This window comes from Methylacidimicrobium cyclopophantes (genome assembly GCF_902143385.2).
Classification (GTDB): Bacteria; Verrucomicrobiota; Verrucomicrobiia; order Methylacidiphilales; family Methylacidiphilaceae; genus Methylacidimicrobium; species Methylacidimicrobium cyclopophantes.
In genome coordinates, this window is the sequence record NZ_CABFUZ020000132.1 from 1 (window position 1) to 19195 (window position 19195).

General features: G+C 61.4%; 18 protein-coding genes. 11 read left to right on the forward strand and 7 right to left on the reverse strand.

The genetic code is table 11. The annotated features are described in order from the left end of the window. Together FN369_RS06115 and FN369_RS06120 are read right to left on the reverse strand one after the other, a co-directional pair. Positions 1-1024 (reverse strand): UvrD-helicase domain-containing protein (locus FN369_RS06115; protein ID WP_142525305.1); only part of this gene is annotated, 1024 nt, incomplete at its 3' end. A 7-nt stretch (positions 1025-1031) separates the two neighbouring features. Beyond that, positions 1032-3779 (reverse strand): PD-(D/E)XK nuclease family protein, encoded by a 2748-nt coding sequence (locus FN369_RS06120; RefSeq protein ID WP_178087712.1) that lies wholly within the window; start codon positions 3777-3779, stop codon positions 1032-1034. 78 nt (positions 3780-3857) lie between these two features. Between FN369_RS06120 and FN369_RS11120 the strand changes: the two genes are divergently transcribed. From FN369_RS11120 to kdoO, 5 genes are read left to right on the forward strand one after another with little or no spacing between them, the layout of a single operon-like run. Next, positions 3858-4658 carry a TraR/DksA family transcriptional regulator gene (locus FN369_RS11120; protein WP_178087713.1) on the forward strand — a complete coding sequence of 267 codons (801 nt, stop codon included), beginning with the start codon at positions 3858-3860 and terminating at the stop codon, positions 4656-4658. A gap of 22 nt (positions 4659-4680) precedes the next feature. After that, positions 4681-4911 (forward strand): 30S ribosomal protein S18, encoded by a 231-nt coding sequence (gene rpsR / locus FN369_RS06125; protein WP_142525307.1) that lies wholly within the window; start codon positions 4681-4683, stop codon positions 4909-4911. A gap of 15 nt (positions 4912-4926) precedes the next feature. After that, complete coding sequence (gene rpmB, locus FN369_RS06130; protein ID WP_142525308.1) at positions 4927-5193, forward strand: 50S ribosomal protein L28; 267 nt, start codon at positions 4927-4929, stop codon at positions 5191-5193. A gap of 33 nt (positions 5194-5226) precedes the next feature. Then, positions 5227-5430 (forward strand): hypothetical protein, encoded by a 204-nt coding sequence (locus FN369_RS06135; RefSeq protein ID WP_142525309.1) that lies wholly within the window; start codon positions 5227-5229, stop codon positions 5428-5430. 57 nt (positions 5431-5487) lie between these two features. Next, positions 5488-6378, forward strand: a complete 891-nt coding sequence (gene kdoO / locus FN369_RS06140; protein WP_142525310.1) for a Kdo hydroxylase KdoO — start codon at positions 5488-5490, stop codon at positions 6376-6378. 7 nt (positions 6379-6385) lie between these two features. On the opposite strand, the gene FN369_RS06145 is transcribed toward kdoO, so the two are convergent. Next, positions 6386-6784, reverse strand: coding sequence for a bactofilin family protein (locus tag FN369_RS06145; protein ID WP_178087714.1), 399 nt, complete (start codon positions 6782-6784; stop codon positions 6386-6388). Positions 6785-7158: 374 nt separating this feature from the next. Between FN369_RS06145 and FN369_RS06150 the strand changes: the two genes are divergently transcribed. Continuing rightward, positions 7159-7470 carry a Dabb family protein gene (locus FN369_RS06150; protein ID WP_142525312.1) on the forward strand — a complete coding sequence of 104 codons (312 nt, stop codon included), beginning with the start codon at positions 7159-7161 and terminating at the stop codon, positions 7468-7470. Here the strand turns inward: FN369_RS06150 and FN369_RS06155 are convergent. Further along, positions 7431-8852, reverse strand: coding sequence for an aspartate aminotransferase family protein (locus FN369_RS06155; RefSeq protein ID WP_142525313.1), 1422 nt, complete (start codon positions 8850-8852; stop codon positions 7431-7433). The genes FN369_RS06150 and FN369_RS06155 overlap by 40 nt on opposite strands. 132 nt (positions 8853-8984) lie before the next feature. Here FN369_RS06155 and pdhA point away from each other — a divergent pair, with 132 nt between their 5' ends. From pdhA to nth, 3 genes are read left to right on the forward strand one after another with little or no spacing between them, the layout of a single operon-like run. Continuing rightward, positions 8985-10043, forward strand: a complete 1059-nt coding sequence (pdhA, locus tag FN369_RS06160) for a pyruvate dehydrogenase (acetyl-transferring) E1 component subunit alpha (protein WP_142525314.1) — start codon at positions 8985-8987, stop codon at positions 10041-10043. An 8-nt stretch (positions 10044-10051) separates the two neighbouring features. Continuing rightward, positions 10052-11026, forward strand: a complete 975-nt coding sequence (locus tag FN369_RS06165; RefSeq protein ID WP_142525315.1) for an alpha-ketoacid dehydrogenase subunit beta — start codon at positions 10052-10054, stop codon at positions 11024-11026. 35 nt (positions 11027-11061) lie between these two features. After that, positions 11062-11715 carry an endonuclease III gene (nth, locus tag FN369_RS06170; RefSeq protein WP_142525316.1) on the forward strand — a complete coding sequence of 218 codons (654 nt, stop codon included), beginning with the start codon at positions 11062-11064 and terminating at the stop codon, positions 11713-11715. A gap of 121 nt (positions 11716-11836) precedes the next feature. On the opposite strand, the gene FN369_RS06175 is transcribed toward nth, so the two are convergent. Continuing rightward, positions 11837-12184 (reverse strand): DUF3088 family protein, encoded by a 348-nt coding sequence (locus FN369_RS06175; RefSeq protein ID WP_142525317.1) that lies wholly within the window; start codon positions 12182-12184, stop codon positions 11837-11839. A gap of 133 nt (positions 12185-12317) precedes the next feature. Here FN369_RS06175 and FN369_RS06180 point away from each other — a divergent pair, with 133 nt between their 5' ends. Further along, complete coding sequence (locus tag FN369_RS06180; protein ID WP_142525318.1) at positions 12318-15890, forward strand: 2-oxoacid:acceptor oxidoreductase family protein; 3573 nt, start codon at positions 12318-12320, stop codon at positions 15888-15890. 31 nt (positions 15891-15921) lie between these two features. Here the strand turns inward: FN369_RS06180 and FN369_RS06185 are convergent, their stop codons facing one another. Further along, the gene (locus tag FN369_RS06185) at positions 15922-17484 is read right to left on the reverse strand and encodes a tetratricopeptide repeat protein (protein ID WP_142525319.1); all 1563 of its coding nucleotides are present in this window, start codon (positions 17482-17484) and stop codon (positions 15922-15924) included. Positions 17485-17561: 77 nt separating this feature from the next. Beyond that, positions 17562-18812: a helix-turn-helix domain-containing protein gene (locus FN369_RS06190; protein WP_178087715.1), complete on the reverse strand. Its 1251-nt coding sequence runs from the start codon at positions 18810-18812 to the stop codon at positions 17562-17564. 139 nt (positions 18813-18951) lie between these two features. Here FN369_RS06190 and FN369_RS06195 point away from each other — a divergent pair. After that, the coding region (locus FN369_RS06195; protein WP_342799715.1) for a biotin/lipoyl-containing protein at positions 18952-19195 on the forward strand (244 nt) is incomplete at its 3' end.

Below are 19195 nucleotides of genomic sequence, written 5' to 3' on the forward strand. Positions count from 1 at the left end.
TCGGCGCGTCGCTGAAGGCAACCCGCCCGTGCACCCGAAGAGCGCGCCGGTAACGCTCGTGAAACTCGCCGAGGATGGAGGCGATGCCTCGGGTCCGCTCGCAGGCGCTTTCCAAGGCGTTCTGGAGCCAGAACCTCACCAGACGGCCGCAAAGCCGAGCCAACTCTCGGTCCGGAACGATCTTCTTTCGTTGAAAAGAAAACTCTCGGCAATCTCCCGTCTTCGGATCGTAGCTCCCCAAGATATTTGCGATCACCCGCTCGGCAATCGCACCGCCTCGATAGGCAAGAACGCCGGAACGCAGCTTCCTCCACTCTTCGCGCCTCCGCTCGTCTAGGAACCCGGCGAGCTTTCCGTCGACCTCTTCCCAAAGGTTTTCCCCATCCCGTTCTCCGCAGTCGAAATTGAGTGCTCGACGGAGCGTCTCCCCACCCCATCGCTCCCGATCCGGCTCCTCCGCGTAGGCTTCCCAAAACGAGGAGAGAATCCGATCGAGAGCCGCCCAAACGCTCTTGCCCCCTTCCCCCTGCTCGATGCGGGCGACGGCATTGAGCAGCTTCTCCCCAGTCTCTTTTCCCTCCCGAAGCATTTCCCCCAAGAGGGAACGGCGCAGCTCCCGCGCCTCGAATTCGTCCATCAACTCGAAGTTTTCCGGCAGACCGAGCTCGACCGGGCAGACACGGACAATGCGCTGAAAGAGACTGTCGATCGTTCGCAGTTGGAGTCGCGGGAGCGCCTCAAGAAATGCCTGAAGGCTGGCGAGAGCCGAGCGGGGGAATCCTCCGGCCTCCAGCCTCCGGCCGCTCCCAGCGCTCTCCTCCTCGGCTTGGTCGGCAAGCTTTCCCAAGACCCGATCGAGGATTTCCGCGGCAGCCATCCTGGTAAAGGTGATCGCTACGATTCGCTCCGGCTCGACGCCCCAACGAAGCAGCTCCACGATCCTGCGCGCCAACTCTTCGGTCTTCCCGGTCCCGGCCGAAGCCCGAATCAAACAACATCGAACGATTGGGAGATCCCGTCCCATGATTTCCCTACTCGGAGGTAAAAACCGGGGCGACGATTTCTTCCGGCCGGCCGTCGAACCAATACCGCCACGGCTCGCGATCCCACTCCAAAGCGCTCTCCGGAGGCCAGAAACGCCCTTCCTCGATCGCTTCCAAAACCCGGGCCGCGCACGCTACCGCCTCCCTTTCGAGCTCCCTGCCCCACTCTTTCCACTCCCGCACCCCCGCCTTCTCTCGATCTTTCGGCAGCGCGAAGTAAGCGACCCGGAGATCTTCGAGTTCCGGATGTTTTTCGCGAAAGGCCGCTGCGTAAAGCGGCAGTTGCAGGTCTTTCCACCGAAGGAGCTTTCCTCTCCAAGAAAAGAGCGCCGCGGCGTGGCGCTCTCCCGTCTCTGCCGAGCAGAGATGGGCCGACTTCGGATTCGCGGGCCGTTCCGAGCTCTTGAAATCGACGAGGCGGATTCCGCCGCCGGAATCTCGATCAATCCGGTCGATCCGACCATGAAGCCGCCAATCCCGGATCGGAAAAACAAACGGCTCTTCGACCTCAATCGTTCTCCATCCCCGGCGGACCTCTTCGGCCTGGGCGCGGGCAAACGCGGATAGCCTCCGTTCGAGCGCCCGCATCTGAAGAGAGACCGAAGCCGGGATGGATTGCGGGAAGCGATCCCGTAGGGACCGAGAGAGCGCATCCCGCAGAAACTCCTCGATCGGCTCGCTCCGATCGCACTCCCTCATCGAGTCTGCTCGACCGAACTCGGCCAGAACCGCGTGAAGAAGCGCCCCGAATGCCTGTGCGTCGAGCTCCTCGGGAAGCCACTCCACCGCTTCCCACCCCCGAACCCGCCGCAGGTAAAAGAAGAAGGGGCAAGAAAGATAGTCCCGCAAGCCGGTCACGGAAAGCTGCTTGCGCTCCTCCCAGCGCATCGGGCCGACTCGGATGGGAAACGAGTCGGTTGCCGGAGGCTGCTGGCGTGACGGCGAATCGCCGGTCTTCCAGACCCGCCGGACCCGTTCGGGAAGCTCCGGAGCGGCAGAGCGAAAAAGAAGCCGCGAAGGCAAAAGCGGCTCCCCATCCCGACTAAAGCGGGCGGCAAGCACGTCGACCCTTCCCCGCTCTCGCCTCTGCGCCGCGAGCGCCTCGAAAAGATAGGCATCGCGGGCTTCTCTCTCGGCGTTGGTCCGCAAGCCGAGCTGCTCGCGAAGAGTCGCCGGAAGCAGAAAGTCGTGGGCGACCGATTCCGGAACCGCTCCTTCCTGAAAGCCCGCGAGAACGAGGTGAGGAGCATCATCCCAGAGGAGCTCGAGCCACCCCCGGAGCTCGACGGCCTCTTCCGGCCTCTCCTCCGGGAGCTCTTGGCGAGCAAGCAGCTCCTCGAAAAGCTCGAGATACTCCGAAGCGACGAAAGGACTCCTCGCCGACGCGCTGAGCGCCTCGACCTGCCTCATCCCCTCCTCCAGCTCGTCTAGCGGGGGGAGAGGGCGGGCGCTGCTCGCTTCCCGGCGGAAGATCGTTCCGAAGATCTCTCGGATGGCTTCCAGGGGCTCTTCTTCCGCTCGGAATAGGAACCGTCGGGCTCTCTCCACGAAAGGGGCGAGCTCCATTTCCAAGGACGCCGCCCGGTAGTCCTCCGACAAGGATTGCAATGCCGCCCTATCGAGCTTTTCGAGCAGGACCGAATGCGAGACTCCGTCTTCCGACACCCCCAACCACCCTGCGGCGGCCGGGTGGCAGAGGAGCCGACGGAACGCCGCAAGGCTCTTTTCCCGCACCAGCTCCCGAAGATCCGCCAACAGAGCAACCCATTCCGATTGACGAGCGGGGATCCCCCCCGGATCGAATGCGGGGATTTTTCTCTCGCTCAGGGCGATGCGCAAGAGGGGGAGGAGCCGAGAGGAGCAGACGCCGATCGTGACGGCATCCCATGAGTCGTTGGCGGCCACGAGCTCTGCCGCGCGTCCGGCGACCTCCCGCTCCTGAGCATAGATCCGGATGTTCGACGGAAAAGGGAGGCGCCTTGAGCGCCAGAAGGTCGGATCGGGCCTGCCCCAAGAGTCAAAACCCTCCTCCATCCCTTCCGGAGCTTCGATCAACACCGAGCAGACCTCTTCGGGACCGACCCGCTCCAAGAGTCGCAAGGCGAGCGGATGGGGATCGGGGCAACCGATCAGGGCGACTCGATCGGCGTCGAAGACCCAAGAGCCCTTTTCCAGAGCTTCGAGTCGAGTCTGCATCGGGTCCCGCAGCCCCGCGGCTTCCAAGATCGCTCGATACTCCTCCTCCAGTCGGGCCAGTCCGTTCCACAGATCCTCTTCGGGAAAGGGAAATTTGCCTTGAGTGCCCGAAAAGGTCCAAGCGCCCTCCGAAAGGAGGTCTTGCGCCTCGCAGAGACTCCGGGCCACGCCGAGTGCCCAAGCAAAATCCGGCTCCGCGGGTAGCGTGGGGAAAGCGCCGACCCGCTCCCTTCCCGCTTGCGAAAGGAGGAGTTGCGTCCATGACCAGAGGCGCGCCGTCCAACCGGCCACCATGTCCGCGCCGTCGGATCGCCGTCCGAAGAGCTCCATGGGCGTCACGATGCGAGGAGCGAGAAAGCCTTCCGGCCTCTGCGCACAGAGTGCACCCCGCAGGATCCGTCCCGACTCCCGAGTAGGAACGACCACGAGCCACCGGGAGAGATCGAGCCAGGCACCTTCTTCTCCTCGCTGGAAAAGCCACTCCGCCGCTCGCTGGGCCAAAGGCCGATTCCACCCAAGGAAGGTTCGCTCGGGACGCATGGGGAGAGGATACTCCTCGGCGAGCAACATCCCAGGAAAAGGAGCGGCACCCCTGCGGGATGGGGAGGAGGATTCGGCATGCGGCCCGTGGAGCGAGCCGGAGCGAAAGGGAGCGCTTCCTGGAAAAAGTCCTTGGCAAAGCCGGAACTCCTTCGCATATTGTCCCGCGCTATGGCGGGGAAAAACGGCAAGAAGACCACCAAGGGGTCGCCGAAGAAGGTCGAGCAAGAGACAACGGCGGCTCCTGCCGAGACCTCTGCGACGAAGAAGGTGAGCAGGAAAGCAAGCGGCTCCACGGGGGAACTTCGCGAAAGCAAGGTCGAGGAAGGAGCGGAGGCTGCCGCAACGACCAAAGAGGAAGTTTCGCAATCGGCCACACTGACCCTCGCGGATTTGCCGCCCAAGCGCCGACAAGCGTTTCTCGAAAAGCAAAAGCGGCGCCTCAAGGAGTTGCGCGACGACATCCTCGGGCAGATGCAAGGCATCGCTCAGGATTCCCTGAGAGTTCGCCCCGAAGGCAGCGAAGCGACCGGCTTCGGTATGCATCAGGCGGATGCGGGTACCGATGCCTACGATAAAGATTTTGCGTTGACCCTGCTCTCCCAAGAACAGGATGCCCTCTACGAGATCGAGGAAGCTCTCAAGCGGATTGAGGCGGGGACCTACGGAGTCTGCGAAATGTCGGGCAAGCCGATTCCCCTGCAGCGCTTGGAAGCCGTTCCCCACGCGCGCTTTACCGTAGAATGCCAGCGGCAGGTGGAGCTGCAGAGCCGTTTCGAGCGGCGCTGGGAATCGGTACCCCAATTTGGAGAAGCGGCGGAAGCGGCCGGAGAGGAAGAGGAAGAGTCGGGGGAGGAGCGGGAGAGTCCCGCCGACTAAACCGGCGAGCGAAAATCTATCCATGAAAAAGCAGAGAACGAACCGCAGTCGGCGCCATTCCACTCCGGAAAGCCGGCGGAGAGTCGACATCAACGCGGAAGCCATCGACTTTCGCAACACCGATCTATTACGAAAATTCACGACGGAGAGCGGCCGCATTCTTCCTCGACGAATTACCGGAATGCCTGCTAAACTTCACAGAAAGTTAACGCAGGAAATCAAGCGGGCTCGCAACCTGTTGCTCTTAAAGTAGATCCGGGAGGATTCCATGGCTCGCCAATGTTGCATTTTAGGTCAGCGTCCGGCTCGGGGTCACGCGATCCGGCGAAAAGGGAAGGCAAAGAAGGAAGGAGGGATCGGCACCCATGTCACCGCGCAAACTCCAAGAACGTTTTTGCCCAACCTGAGGCGCAAGCGTTTGTTCGTGCCGGAGCTCGGCCGGTGGGTCTCTTTACGGCTATCGGCCCGCGGGCTGAAGACCCTGAGCAAAAAAGGAGTTTACGCTACCCTTCGGGAAGCGGGTATAACGGAATAGTCAATAGTGGGATAATGTCGAGGAGGAAGATTCATGCCGTTCCACGTAGTCAGCAAAAAGTCCGGAAAAACTTATTATCTGCATGCCCGGGAGCAGACATTGCGCAATGGTCACAAGGTGACTCTCTATTACTTCTCCACCCAGCCTCGGGAGGGAGCCATCGACGAGCTGCCGAAGGGCTATGTGGTTTCCGAGAGCGACCGAACCGGGCTGCCGATCCTCAAAAAGAACCGGTAAGGGCTCTCCCTGCGCAGCCAGGGAGGGATCGGGCTCCCGAATAGCAGTGCTTATCCAATGAACTCGATCATCGAACTCGCCGCAGAATCTTGGACCCAAGCCGTTCCTTCCGAAGTGCAGGAACGAGCGATCGAGGAACTGGAGGCGGGCAAGGTCCTCTACTTTCCGCGGCTTGCTTTCGAGCTTCTTCCAGAAGAAGGGATTTTTCTCCAGTCCCGCTGGAGCTCCGGCGGCGCGAAGAACATCAGTTTTGAGCGAGAGACCGGAAAGATTTGGGGAGTGAGCGGAAACGAATCGGAAAAGACCGCCCTTTCCCGGATGCTCCGCCGCTACGCGGACAGTACGCGAGAGTTCCTGCAAAACCTCCTGCCTACCTATGCCCCCTCTCTTTATCAAGCGCGGACGAGCTTTCGGCCGATCGAGATTTCCGGCAGACCCACTTCTTATCGGAAGGACGATGCCCGCCTTCATGTTGACGCCTTTCCGTCTCGACCAACGGGCGGCCGGCGCATCCTGCGGGTTTTCTGCAACGTGAATCCGGAAGGAAAGCCGCGCTGTTGGCGCATCGGCGAGGGCTTCCGAGAATACGCCCAGCGTTTCGCGCCCCGAGTTCCCGCACCCATCCCCGGCTCTCGCTTTCTTCTCTCTCTGGTGGGAGCCACGAAGGGATATCGAAGCTTGTACGATCACTACATGCTGGGTCTCCATGACCAGGGGAAGCTCGACACGGAATATCAGCAGCAAAGCCCGCAGGAGGCTTTCCCCTTCCCGCCGGGCAGCACCTGGATGTGCTTTACCGATCAAGCCCTCCATGCGGTGGATTCCGGCCAATACCTCTTGGAGCAGACGTTCCACCTGCCCCGAGCGGCGCTTCGTCATCCGGAGCGATCGCCGCTGACGGTATTGGAAGAGATCATCGGTCGACCGCTTTGCGCGTCGAGTCGCTAAAAGACGTTCACCGCCAAGCCAAGGCGACTCGCGCCGCGGCAAAGAACGCATACATGTCGGGCCGATTCGGTGCCCCCTCTGGCTCCTGGCGCGGCGGACGGACGCACTCGCAGTGCCCCTGGAAGTATGCTTCCTCTTCGATCAGCAATCGGACGCAGCGGATCGTTCCCTGGACATCGGCGCCCGCCCGCAATTCGAGCGATCCTCGTGCGAAGATGTTGCCCTTGACCTTTCCTTCCACCCGTAACTCCGCCGCATCGATCTGCGCCTGAACCTCTCCTTTGGCTCCGACGAGCGCGGTTCCCTCCGGAGAAGAGAGTTCCCCCAGAAACCGTCCGTTCACAACGAGGACCCCGGAAAACGCGAGCGCTCCCCGTAGCTGCGTCCCCGCCGCGATGACGCTCACTTCCTCCTTTTTCGGAGAGGGGACCTCAGCCGCAGCCGGGGCCGGCGAGGATGGAGGCCGCAAAACCGCGGGGATTGGAACCTCTTGGGAGCGCTCCGCGCGCACTTCTTCCGCTTTTGCCGTGGAAGGCGGCATGGGTGCCAAATCCACCTCGGGAGATTGCGGAGTCTTCTCGGGAGCGGAACTTTCCGGGAGAACGGCGTTCGGGGGCGATTTTGCCGACTCTACTTTTTTTTTAAGAGCTTGCCGAACATTGCATCGGAACTCTGCCGTTGCCGCTCTGCTCTGTCGAGGAAATTTGCCTTCGTCCTCCCACTGTGCTACAGGGTCTGCCAATTCCTTGCGCTACAGCAGAATCGATACCATCCTCACTCATGATTCATCATATCGTTTTCCTAGAAACACTTCCTTCCACTCCTCCTTCCGAGCTCGATACGCTGATGATCGAAATCCGGATCCTCCTGCTCAAGCTTCCGGATGTTCACAACTTGCGCGTGGGGCGGAATCTCGACCCTGCAGGCCCCTTTTCCCTCTTTCTCTCCTTCGACATCGATTCGCTCGAGAAGCTCGAATTCGTTCAGCGGAATGCGATCTACTACCAATTCGAACGCCAGATTCTCGACGTACATGCGAAGCGGGTCGTCCGCTACAATTTCGACATGGATCGCGGGAAGGAGCCGGGCTGAGCCGCCCGATTCGCATGCTTCCCGAGCTCTGTCTCCAGAACGGAACGGATGGCGGCGACCGACCAGTCCAGTTCGTCGAAGGTCACGACGAGCGGAGGGGTGAACGAGAGGACGTGGCGATCGGATCCCCCGGCGAGCAAGATCAAGCCCGCTCGCAAGAGCGCGGATAGGAGCCCTCCGGCGAAGCTCGGGTTCGGCCAGCCCCCCTCGTCGGTTATCTCGACTCCCACGAAAAGCCCGGCGCCACGCGCTCTCCGCAAGGGCGAACCCGGAAACGCCAAATCGCTCAGTCCCGCCAAGAGCCTCTTCCCTTTTTCTTCCACAGCCAAGCTGTTCCGCCGCTTTTCCAGCTCTTCGAGGAAGGCGCAGGCCATTCGGCAACCCAGCGGACTTCCGAGAAAGGTGCTCGTATGCAGAGCCTCTCCATCCGACTCCGGCCAGACATCCATGAGATCGGCGGGACCGACGCAGGCGGAGAGCGGGAAGCCTCCTCCCAGCGGCTTCCCCAGGCAAAGCAGATCGGGCACCACTCCCCATCTCTCACAGGCGAAACGGGGTCCGGTCCGAAAAAAGCCCGTGAAAATTTCATCGAGGATCAGAAGGGCCCCCTCTGCATCCGCCGTTTGGCGAAGAAGCGGCAGGAACCAATCCGGCGGCACCACCATGCCGCCGCGACCGAGCATGGGCTCGACGAGAATCGCTCCAACGGAGTTGCCGGCAAAGGTCTCCTTCAGCTCGGCGGCCAAAGCATGCCGGCAGCCCGGATCGCAGGTCGAAGGAGAGCGCGCTCCTTTACCCCAAGGGCACTGCCAGCAGTTCGGGAAAGGTAAGAACCGGACTCGGCCGGCCATCTGCATCGCGAAGGGCTTGCGGAATTCCCCCATCTCCGTGGCTTCCAAAGCCCCGTAGGCGAGTCCATGATAGCTCCCTCGAAACGCGATGAGATGCGGGCGCTGCGTGGCGAGAAAGGCCGTTTTCATGGCCGCCTCGACCGCATCGCTGCCCGAGCAGCCGAGAATCGACTTGGCCCCTCCCTTCCCCCAGCCTTCGAATGTAAGGCGGGAAAGCATTTCCAAGAGTTTCACCTTTTCGGAAGAGGGATGGACGTCGCCCATTCCGAGAGAGAGTCGCTGCAGTTGCGCGGATCCGGCGGCGGCGATCGCAGGAACGGAGTATCCCAATGCCGCTACGCCGAATCCCGCAGTCAAATCGAGATAGCGATTTCCGTCGACATCCCAAATGTTTGCCCCTTCGGCCCTCTCCCAGAAAACCGGAAACTCCGCGGAAAGAAAGGTGACGTTCCGCGACTCCCAGCGGCGCAACCGGGCGCGCAGGCTGGCAGAGAGCGGTCCCGGGATCTGCGTCTTTTGTGCGGGGATCATGGTTGGCGCATTGCCAATGGGCCCAAAATATGCTTTGTAGAGAAGGGATACGCAAGAAGGCCCGTCGGCTTGCGTACGGCAAGGAAGAAATCCGGTCCGTGGCGGATCGAAAGCAAGGAGGTAGGTGCTATTATGGTAGGAGAGGATCCTGGTGTAGCCGTAGCGGAGCCGAAAGCGGCCGCTCTTTCCCTGAGCCCCGATCAACAGATCGCCCTCTATCGCCAAATGGTTCGAATCCGACGCTTCGAGGAAAAAGCCGCTCAGGCTTTTATGCGGGCCGAGATCAAAGGGTTTTGTCACCTCTATATCGGAGAGGAAGCGGTCGCCGTCGGTGCCCTTTCCGCTCTGGAACAGCGGGATGCCGTGATCACCGCTTATCGGGATCACGGAGTCGCCTTGGCGCGAGGAACTTCTGCTCGTGCCTGCATGGCGGAGCTCCTCGGAAAGCGGACCGGCTGCTCGAAGGGGATGGGTGGATCGATGCACCTTTTTGACCGTGCGCATCATTTCTACGGCGGACACGCGATCGTCGGCTCCCACACCGCCGTTGCGGCGGGACTGGCCTTTGCACAGCAATATGAGAACACGGGTGGCATTACTCTTTGCCTGCTCGGTGACGGTGCCATGAACCAGGGAGTAGTTTCCGAAACGCTCAATTTGGTCTCCTTGTGGAGGCTCCCCATCGTCTTCCTTATCGAGAACAACGAATATGCGATGGGGACCAGCGTTGCGCGTTCCTCTGCCGGATTGCCCCTCGTCAATCGAGGATCGGCCTTCGACATGGCCGGTCGGACCGCCAACGGAATGGATGTGGAAGATGTCCGCGCTTCGGTAGCGGAAGCCGTGAGCTTGGCGCGAACGGAGCATCTGCCGACTCTTCTGGAAGTGAAAACCTATCGATATCGAGGCCACTCGATGTCCGATCCGGACACCTATCGAACCAAGCAGGAGATCGCAGAGCAGAAAAAGAACGATCCGATCTTTCTTTATCGCAAGCGGCTCGAAGAGCGCCGGATCCTTACGGAGGATTTGGCAAAGCAGATCGATGACGAGGCCCGCGCGGAAGCGCAGGACGCGCTTACCTTTGCCGAACAGAGCCCCGAACCCGATCTCGAGCTCGCTTTCTCGCTCCTATTTTCCCCGGAAGACCGGATTGACCCTGTCCCTCGGCCGCGTTATAGCGACATCTAAGTTTTTCGATGGCCAAGATCACTTACCGGCAAGCCTTGAACCAGGCTTTAGCCGAGGAGATGGAGCGGGATCCCGCGGTGTTTCTGATGGGAGAAGAGGTAGGGGAATACCAAGGTGCCTTCAAGGTATCTCAAGGCCTTCTGCAGCGCTTTGGCCCCAAACGGGTGGTCGACACGCCGATCAGCGAAGCCGCTTTTTCGGGGGTCGGCGTGGGTGCCGCACTCTACGGACTGCGCCCCGTCGTCGAATTCATGAATTGGAGCTTCTCTTTCGTTGCCTTCGACCAGTTGGTCAACAACGTCGGCTCGCTCCGATTCATGTCGGGGGGCCAGTTCGATCTCCCGATCGTCTTTCGGGGACCGAGCGGAGGCGGGACGCAGATCGGCGCGACGCACTCTCACTGTCCGGAAAGTTGGTTTGCGGGAGTTCCCGTCCTCACGGTCGTGAGTCCCGCCTTCCCGGAGGATGCCAAGGGGCTTCTCAAAAGCGCGATCCGCTCAAACAATCCCGTCTTCTTTTTCGAGGGGGAGCGGCTCTATGGATTGGAAGGAGAAGTTCCCGACGCGGAATTTCTCACCCCGATCGGGCAAGCGAGGATCTGCCGAGAAGGCGGTGATTTGACGATCGTCAGCGGCGGATATTCCACCCACACCGCACTTTCGGCCGCCGGGGCGCTCGCCGCGGATGGGAAGGAAGCCGACGTCATCGACCTCAGAACGATCAAGCCCTACGATTTCGATCGGATCGCAAAGTCGGTGCAGAAGACCAACCGGCTCCTGATCGTCGAGGAGAACAAGCCGTTCGCCGGCTGGGGCGCCCAAATCGCCTACGATATCCAGCACCGGCTCTTCGATTGGCTCGATGCTCCGATCCTTCGGGTGACGGGGCTCGACATCCCGCAGCCCTACAACGCGAAGCTCGAGGGACAGGTCCTTCCGAACGTGGAGCGGATCCTTGCGGCCGCACGGCAACTTCTTGCCTGACGGCGTCGCTCGACCGGCGAGACGGACCGCGACGAATGGAAACGACGGAAGCAAAACGCCGCAGGGTCGCAGAGATCCTCCGGATCCTTCGCCGGCTCTACCCGAATGCCAAGCTCGCTCTCGCATTTTCCAATCCGCTCGAGCTCCTGGTGGCTCTCATCTTGGCGGCTCAGGCCCGGGACGAGCTCGTCAATGCGATCACGGCTCCGCTCTTCCACAAATACCGCACCGCCGCCGACTGGGCCTCCGCTCCGCCGGACCAGCTGGAGGGAGAGCTCCGAAAGATCAACTTCTACCGAAACAAGACCCGAGCTATCCAAAAAGCCTGCCGGGCCCTAATCGATCGCTTCGGGGGGAAGGTCCCCGATCGGCTCGAGGATCTCCTCTCTCTACCGGGTGTGGGCCGGAAGACCGCGAACATCGTTCTCGGCAACGCCTTCGGTCAACCCACGATCGGCGTTGACACGCATGTCAGCCGAGTCGCGGGAAGGCTCGGGCTCACGACGCAAACCGATCCAGACAAGATCGAAGCCGATTTGGTCGTTCTCGTTCCCGAAGAGGACCGGGTCGCGTTTTGCCATCTGCTCCAGGCCCATGGCCGAGCAGTCTGCACGGCGCGTAATCCCGGCTGCGACCGATGCGAGCTGCGAGAGCTCTGTCCCTATCCTCGCCGCTCTTCTCTTGCCTAGCGGCAGTCGGGCCGGCACGAGGAAAGCGCTCGCTCGGTCTTCGCCGCAGTCCGCAATTCTCGTAAAGTTCCTACCGGAGGTGGTGCGAATGGCCCGAGATGCGCCCGCTCGGCCTACCATCTCAAGAGTGCGGCCGCGGAACGCCGTAGACGCGGGCAAGATAGTGCCCGATCGCCGTGGGATCGTCGAGAAACGGGCGGCCGTTTGCTTTCCTCCAGGCCAAATCCGAGCAAGAAGCCGGCGGTTCTTGGTGGAGGATCAGCACGGGGCAGGATTGGTTCTCCTCCCCCAACAAGCCGACGATTTCCGGCCGCGGACGCGGATACGCTACTCGTCGGATCGTGAGCTCCTCCGCCAACTTCGGATAGAGGGCGACCAGTCCCTCGAAGATCGCACAGTGGGGACAGTAGTAGGGAGCTCCTTCTCCGTCGGTAAATCCGGAAGAAAGGAGAAAGAGAAGATCTTTCATAGATCCACTATATCGAAGGCGACCCAACTGCGCACACTTTTCGTCCGGCGGGCGGAAAGGCTCTGCGCCAACCCTGGTCTCCGTATTTCTGCGTTTACAGAAGGCTCGTCTCCCTCTATGGAAATAGGATTCGATGGCGACCAAAAGCGTGATTTCCGCCGCCGATCCCCGTTTCCTGAAAGAAGACGGTTTCGAAGTCTTTACCGGGAACGAGGCGATGGTAAAAGGGCTTCTGGAAACCGAGGGCGGCACCCACTTATGGACGGGCTATCCGGGTTCCCCCGTCTCCGGCATCTTCGACACGATCGAAGCCATTGCCGGCCTCTTCCGCACGCATGGCATGCAAGCCACCCTCGCCAACAACGAGGCGCTCGCGGCGGCCATGATCAACGGTTCCCAGATGCTCGGGTTGCGGGCCGTAGCCGTCATGAAGAGCGTCGGTCTCCACGTGGCGGCGGACGCTCTGGCCTTGGGCAATCTCAGCGGGGCGCATCCGGACGGAGGCTGCCTGATCATCGTCGGGGATGATCCCTGGAACGATTCTACGCAGGTTCCTGCAGACTCCCGCTTTCTTGCCGAGCACCTTCACATGCCGGTACTCGAACCGGCCACCCTTCAAGAACTCAAGGATTGGATCGATGTCGGCTTCCGGCTTTCCCGGCAAGCGAACCTCTACGTCGGCTACCTAGTCACGACCAACCAAGCCGATGGCGGCGGCTCGGTCTCCGTCCGCCGCAATCACTTTCCCCGCGTCAACACGCTCAATCCCGTAACCTTGGAAACGGCCGCCATCGACTACGAGTCCCGCGTCCTCCTCCCGCCTCGGACCGGCCGCAGGGAAGAGGATCTCTCGGCACGATATCGCCGGCTTTGGGCCGAGACCGAGAAGTTAGGCGTCGACCGAGTTCTGCCCTATCCCCGTTCTCGAGGGCGGCGGCGATTCGGCCTCGTCAGCTCCGGAATGGCCGCCTGGTACCTCGAACAAGCCTTGCAGGAGCTCGGGCTCTTGGAAGACATTCCCGTCCTCAAGCTGGGTCTCACCTATCCGATCAACCCCCATACGCTCCTCCACTTTGCTCGAGAAGTCGAAGAGCTCGTCGTCGTAGAGGAGCGCCGACCTTTTTTGGAGGAAGCGGTTTCCCACGCCCTACAACAAGCCGGGGTCCTTCAAAAGGTTTGGGGAAAGAAGTTCCCGGACCAACTCCCGGGCATCCCCTCTCATGGGGGTCTCCACCCCTCTCTCCTCGCCGAACTTCTCGGACCGCTCTTCGCGCTCGATGCACCCCCGTCTCGGCAAAGCAAGGTGCGGAGCTGCCTTGCACGTCTCAAAAGCGTCTCAGGCTCTTCCTGGCGGCTACCCGCGAGGACTCCCACCTTCTGTCCCGGATGCCCCCATCGGGACTCCGCCTCGGTCTTCCTGGAGATCCAGCGCGACTTTCGAAATCCCGACTACATGCAGCGCCACCACCGGCGCGAGCCGGTCGATCTCGTCTTTCATGGGGACACCGGCTGCTACACCATGCTGATGTTCGAGCCGACAAAGTCGCTCATGCACAACTACAGCGGTATGGGTTTAGGAGGGGGAACCGGACTCGGCGTCGACCCGTTTATCCGAAACAAGCAGGTCGTCTTCATGGGCGACTCGACGTTCTTCCATTCGGGCCAAATCGCGATCTCCAATTCGATCAAAAATCGGCAAGATCTCGCCTACATCATCCTGGACAACCGGACCACGGCCATGACCGGCCACCAGACAACTCCGGGATTGGAAAAGGATCTCCTGGGAAACTCGACCTTCACGCAAAACATCGACAAGGTCGTGGAGGCGATCACCGCCGAAGGCAATTGCGAAGTCATTCGAGTCAACCCGGGCTTACGGGATCACTATCGGGCCGTCCTCGAGGAGACCGTTCTCCGGGATGGAGTCAAGGTCGTGATCGCCGACAAGGAGTGCGGAATTCTTACGCACCGCCGGCAGGCCCGCCAAGAGCGCGAGGAGATTCGGAAAAAGGGCTATCTGCCGCAAAAACGGTACATCCATATCACTCCGGAAGTTTGCGAATATTGCCTCGCCTGTACGACGAGCACCGGCTGTCCCGGATTGACCTTCACGGAGACCGACTTCGGCCGAAAGGTGCAAACCGATCTTTCCTGGTGCGTCGCCGACGGAGCTTGCGCCAAGCTCTATGCTTGCCCCGCCTTTGAGGAAGTCACCGTCGTTCGGGGCAACCGGCCCAGCTCCGCCCTCGACTCACTCGCCTTCGACACTCTTCCGGCACCCCGTCCTCGACCATTTTCGGGAACGCATCGCCTCTTCTTGACGGGGGTCGGCGGCATGGGCATTGCCAGCACGGCCGCCGTCCTCGTCCGCGCCGGCCACCGGGAGGGATATCAGGTTCTCTTCTGCGATCGAAACGGCCTCGCGATTCGCAATGGGGCCGTCTACTCGCATATCGTCTATCGGAAGGAGGGCGATCCACCCACCACGGCGATCCCTATGTATGGCGCTGTCGATCTCATTCTCGGTCTCGATCCGCTGGAAACCGCTCGGGCTCTCGACGGCTCCGGCCGGCTGCGCGTAGGGTCGCCCGATCGTACGGGCGTCATCCTCAACTCCTCCAAGACGCCGACGATCTTGAACCTCCTCGGACGAGAAGACTTTTGCGTGAAGGATCTCGAGGAAAGGATTCGGCAAGCCACCGACCCGCACCGGTTCTTCCGGTGCGAAGTATCCGCTCTGGCGGAACGGCACCTCGGCACCAAGCTTTACGCGAACACCATTCTGGTCGGGATCGCCTTTCAGCGGGGCGAGCTTCCCCTTTCGCAGGAGAGCTTGGAATGGGCCATCCAGGAAACGATGGGCGGCTCCGCCTCCGCCAATTGGCAAGCCTTCCTCTTCGGCCGCTATCTTGCGGAACATTCGGAAGAGTTTGTGCAACCTTTGGAACCTCCTACGCCGCAAAGCGAAATTGCGAAGAGCCTAGAGGAGCTGGAGCAGGAAGGAAGCCGGGGGAAAGAACGGGGCCAGCGGCTTTGGCAGTGCATCACCCAGGGGATCGCCGGCCTTCCCTTGGCCGAGGCCGATCTGCGCGACTTCATCCTCCGCATTCGAGACCTCTTCCATTACGAGGATGCCGCCTATGCCGAAAGATATACAAAGCTCGTTCGCTCGGTCGCCGCGAAAGACTCGGCGCAATTCGGGATGGCGGCCACCAAAGCGGTGATTTGGAACGCCCATCGCGTGATGGCGATCAAGGACGAGGTCGAGGTGGCTCGCCTGCTCACCTCCAAGGAGAAGAAAGAACGAGACCGGGAACTCTACCATGTAGACCCGGCGCGGGGAGACCGGATCCTCTATCGGCATTTGACCCGACCGGAGTTCGTATTTGGTCCGTTTCGTCTCCGTTTCCGGATGGAGTCTCGCGATTGGATGCTTCGGGTCATGCGGCGGGCCAAGTTCCTCCGGCGCATCCTCACCCGATGGCATCAAAGGGAGAAGGAGTTCCGAGACTGGTATTGCGAGTTGCTCGGGCGCTTCTCGTTCTCCTCGCCCTCGGAATACCAGCGGTGGCTCTCGATCTTGCGCTTGCCGGAAGCCGTTCGTGGATACCGCGAGATCCGCTATGGAAAAATGGAGGAAGCTCGCGCGCAAGCCGAGAAGCTCCTTTCGGAAATCCCCGATTCCGAAGAATCGCTCGCCCGATAAGCCAACGGCATTGGGCGAATACCGATTGCGACTAATGGAGGGCGCTTTCCAGCGCGACATCCTTCGCCATGCCCAAGGCCAACGCCGACCGGTAGTGGATGCGGGCCTTCTTCTTTTGCGGCGGCACCTCGGAAGCGTAGAGAAGGGCTAGATTAAAATGGCTCTCTCCGTCGGAGGGGTTAATCGCCAAAGCCTTGAGCAGCTCTCGCTTCGCAGCGCTCTCTTTTCCGCTGGCCGCGTAGGCTAAACCGAGCTCCCTCCGGATTCGACAGTCATTTCCATCGATCGCCACCGCCCGCTCCAGAACGGTCGTGGCGAGCAGATAGGATCCGGTCCGATAATAGGCCATCCCGAGAACCGAGTAGGGGTAAGGATCTCGGGGGTGGAGCTCGATTGCCTTGCGCAACGCCTCTTGCGCCTGCGCATAGCGCCTTTGAGCGAAGCGGACCACACCGAGATTGCACCAGGCGGTGGCATTCCGCACCTCCCTTTCCAAAATCTGCTCATAGAGATCGGCCGCCTCCGCAAGCCGCCCCTGCCCATACCGGCGCGCCGCCTCGTTGAGCATCCGGCTCAGCTCCTCGACGGAGAGCGGGGGAAGGCCGCGCGCGCTCATCACTTCGGGCCCGGGGCCGGCAGCCTCTTCCCTTCCCGCGGCGCTCCTCGCTCCTCCCAGCACCTGCTTTGCGCTTTCCGATCGGAGACGCGGTTCGACCGGCTCTCCCTCAGTGCTTTGTCGAAATCCTCTACGAAATTCAGTCAAAATCGCGCGCTTTTCGGCTGCCAACCGCTTGGCCTGATCGGAGAGGTCGGCCAATGCCGCGCGGAGGAGGAGATTTTCTTGTCGCAACGCCGCCTGATCCTTGGGCTCGGGCCGCACGGATGGGGCGTTGCCGGGTGCCGGAATCTCCGCGAGCTGCTCTCGCAATCTTGCGAGAATGTTTTGTAGAGAGCGATTTTCTTTTTGGAGCGCCGCGAGCGTCTCGAGCGATTGACCGACGCTTTGCTCCAATCGATCCGCCAGCCGCTCGGTGTCTTCCCGGTCCGCGAGGCGTGAGCTGCCGAGGTTCGACCCTTGCTCCGGAGCCGCTTTGCGCAAGCGGGAGAGATCGGCGAAGAGCTGGTCTCTCTGCTCCTGGGAGCGGAGGAGCGCTGCTTGGAGATCGGCGATTCGAGCCTTGAGCGTCATGAGTTCCCGGAGGTCTGCGGGTGCCCCTCCCGAGCCTCCTTCCGTAGGGAGCGGGGGAGATCCTTGCTGCGCAAGAGCCGCCTTTTTCCCTACAGCCGCCAATCGCTCCGTTGCGTAGCGAAGGCGGTAGCGAATGACCGCCGGCTCCCAATCGGGATAATATCGACGAATTTCCGAGAGCTGCGAAAGGGCCTGCTGATAGCCTCGACTCGCTCCGGCGTAATCCTTCCGGGCCGCGAGCCTGTCCGCCTCGCGAAGCGCTACGTAAGCCTCGAGGAACCGATCCTGCGGAGAAGCCTGTGCCGCTCGCGCGCCTATCGGCATCCAGGACAGCGCGACGAACGTCCACATTCCCGCGACAACCCCGACGAGAAGTAAGCCGGCTCGCCTTTGCACCTTCCTCATCGCCTGCACGCCGGGCCTCGGCGTTTCCCCTATCCGTCAACCATACGCCTCTCCCCTGGAGGGAAGCAAGGACACGCTCAGCATAGATCCAGTCGAGCGCAGCGATCTACCCAGGACAAAAGACGTCCTGCCTGCATCCGATCCAGATCGAAGAGAGTCGCCAGCCGCTCCCTCCCCACCTTCCCCTTCCGGCAGCCCTCCAGAACCAAGCGTATGAATCGGTCGGGATAGGGATGGTCCCACCTCGTTTCCTCTTCTCCGCTTTCTCCGAATCTTCGCTTCCATTCGCCCAATCGAATGGATCCGAGGCGTTCCCGCTGCTCCGCACGGACCCAGCCGAGCTGCTCCCATCGTTGCCAAAGCACCTCCGTCGGACAGCGGAACGTCCGGTGGAGGAGCAAAAGGTCCGGAATGCCGAGTCGATGCCCTCCCTCCGTCCGAACCACCGGATCAAAGGGAACGGCTTTGCGCAGATCGGGCACGGGGAGAACGAAGGCAAAGGCGAACCGGCGCGCGCGGATCGATCGGAGAGCCTGGGGTTCCTTTCGTTCGCCGGCCATCTCCGCGTGGATCGCTCCCGCCAGTCTCCGATCGAAAAGGAGATGGGCATACTCTTCCGCGAGAACCAGAGGGAGCCACCCATTGTTTCGACTCGAGTTGCCGAAAACGGCCGCGCCCAATCGCGGATGGAAGAAAAAAGCGCTTCGGACTCGGCATCCGGGCAGCTCTCGAATGGAAAGCCGGATTCCCAGCCGATCGAGCAAGCCGCCGATCCCCTCTCCGCAGATCCCGCCCAGACCCAGCCTTCGCCTTTCCGCCTCCGCCACCGCTTCGCCTTGGCGCACCGCATCTCCCTCATCCGCGGGATCGCCCGCCGCTCCGTAATCCGGCAGCGGGGAGGCGGGGAAGATTCCCAGCTCGGCTTCGATCCAACCGTAGTCTTCACAAAAGCGGACGAAGCGCAAAAGGACCTCCTGATCCGCCTTCGGGAAACTCTCCAAGTTTGTCACGAGCTCTAAGGGGTTCGCACCGGTTCCGGGCTCTAAAAACCAGGAGACCGGCTTGCCGTAGAGCCGAGCCAACCGAACCAGCTCTAAGCTCTCCACCCCGCGCTTCCCGGCTTCAATCTGGGAGATCGACGGGCGAGGAAGCCCCAGCTCCTTCGCCGCATCCCTCTGGCTCAACCCGGCGCTCTCGCGGCTCCTGCGCAAACGTTGCCCTAATTCCTCCCTGGTCAGCGTCATCTCTTCGCCCTCATCCAACTCGCCGGCGAATCGTCGCGATCGCGTGCGGCTCGATCGCGACGACCCATCGCTCGGATTTGACATCGACATCGCCTCTCTCGCAACCTTTCTGCTCTCGCCGAGGAGAGCCGGAGCCGAAAAGTACTTGACCCCACGTCGAGGCGATCCCTAGGGTCCCAGACGAGCGCGGGCACGCGCCGAACGGAATTTGTCCGCTGGAATTATGGCTAAGCAGATCACGATGCCGCAATTGAGCCCTTCGATGTCGGAAGGCCGTCTTGTCGCATGGAAGAAAAAGGAGGGAGAGAAGATCGAGGAAGGAGAAGTGATTGCAGAAGTCGAAACGGACAAGGCGGTGATGGATTTGGAGGCCTTTGAATCGGGCGTCTTGCGCAAGATCCTGATCCAAGAGGGGGAGCGGGTGGCGGTGAATGCACCGATCGCCATCGTCGGCTCGGCGGACGAGC

Excerpts from the sequence above, each read along its gene's own strand:
- FN369_RS06135 (WP_142525309.1), top strand. The coding sequence starts at position 5,227 with ATGCCGTTCCACGTAGTCAGCAAAAAGTCCGGAAAAACTTATTATCTG.
- FN369_RS06155 (WP_142525313.1), bottom strand. The coding sequence starts at position 8,852 with ATGATCCCCGCACAAAAGACGCAGATCCCGGGACCGCTCTCTGCCAGC.
- FN369_RS06165 (WP_142525315.1), top strand. The coding sequence starts at position 10,052 with ATGGCCAAGATCACTTACCGGCAAGCCTTGAACCAGGCTTTAGCCGAG.
- FN369_RS06150 (WP_142525312.1), top strand. The coding sequence starts at position 7,159 with ATGATTCATCATATCGTTTTCCTAGAAACACTTCCTTCCACTCCTCCT.
- nth (WP_142525316.1), top strand. The coding sequence starts at position 11,062 with ATGGAAACGACGGAAGCAAAACGCCGCAGGGTCGCAGAGATCCTCCGG.
- FN369_RS06190 (WP_178087715.1), bottom strand. The coding sequence starts at position 18,812 with ATGTCAAATCCGAGCGATGGGTCGTCGCGATCGAGCCGCACGCGATCG.
- rpmB (WP_142525308.1), top strand. The coding sequence starts at position 4,927 with ATGGCTCGCCAATGTTGCATTTTAGGTCAGCGTCCGGCTCGGGGTCAC.
- rpsR (WP_142525307.1), top strand. The coding sequence starts at position 4,681 with ATGAAAAAGCAGAGAACGAACCGCAGTCGGCGCCATTCCACTCCGGAA.
- FN369_RS06185 (WP_142525319.1), bottom strand. The coding sequence starts at position 17,484 with ATGAGGAAGGTGCAAAGGCGAGCCGGCTTACTTCTCGTCGGGGTTGTC.
- FN369_RS06120 (WP_178087712.1), bottom strand. The coding sequence starts at position 3,779 with ATGCGTCCCGAGCGAACCTTCCTTGGGTGGAATCGGCCTTTGGCCCAG.
- kdoO (WP_142525310.1), top strand. The coding sequence starts at position 5,488 with ATGAACTCGATCATCGAACTCGCCGCAGAATCTTGGACCCAAGCCGTT.
- FN369_RS06180 (WP_142525318.1), top strand. The coding sequence starts at position 12,318 with ATGGCGACCAAAAGCGTGATTTCCGCCGCCGATCCCCGTTTCCTGAAA.
- FN369_RS06175 (WP_142525317.1), bottom strand. The coding sequence starts at position 12,184 with ATGAAAGATCTTCTCTTTCTCCTTTCTTCCGGATTTACCGACGGAGAA.
- pdhA (WP_142525314.1), top strand. The coding sequence starts at position 8,985 with ATGGTAGGAGAGGATCCTGGTGTAGCCGTAGCGGAGCCGAAAGCGGCC.
- FN369_RS11120 (WP_178087713.1), top strand. The coding sequence starts at position 3,858 with ATGCGGCCCGTGGAGCGAGCCGGAGCGAAAGGGAGCGCTTCCTGGAAA.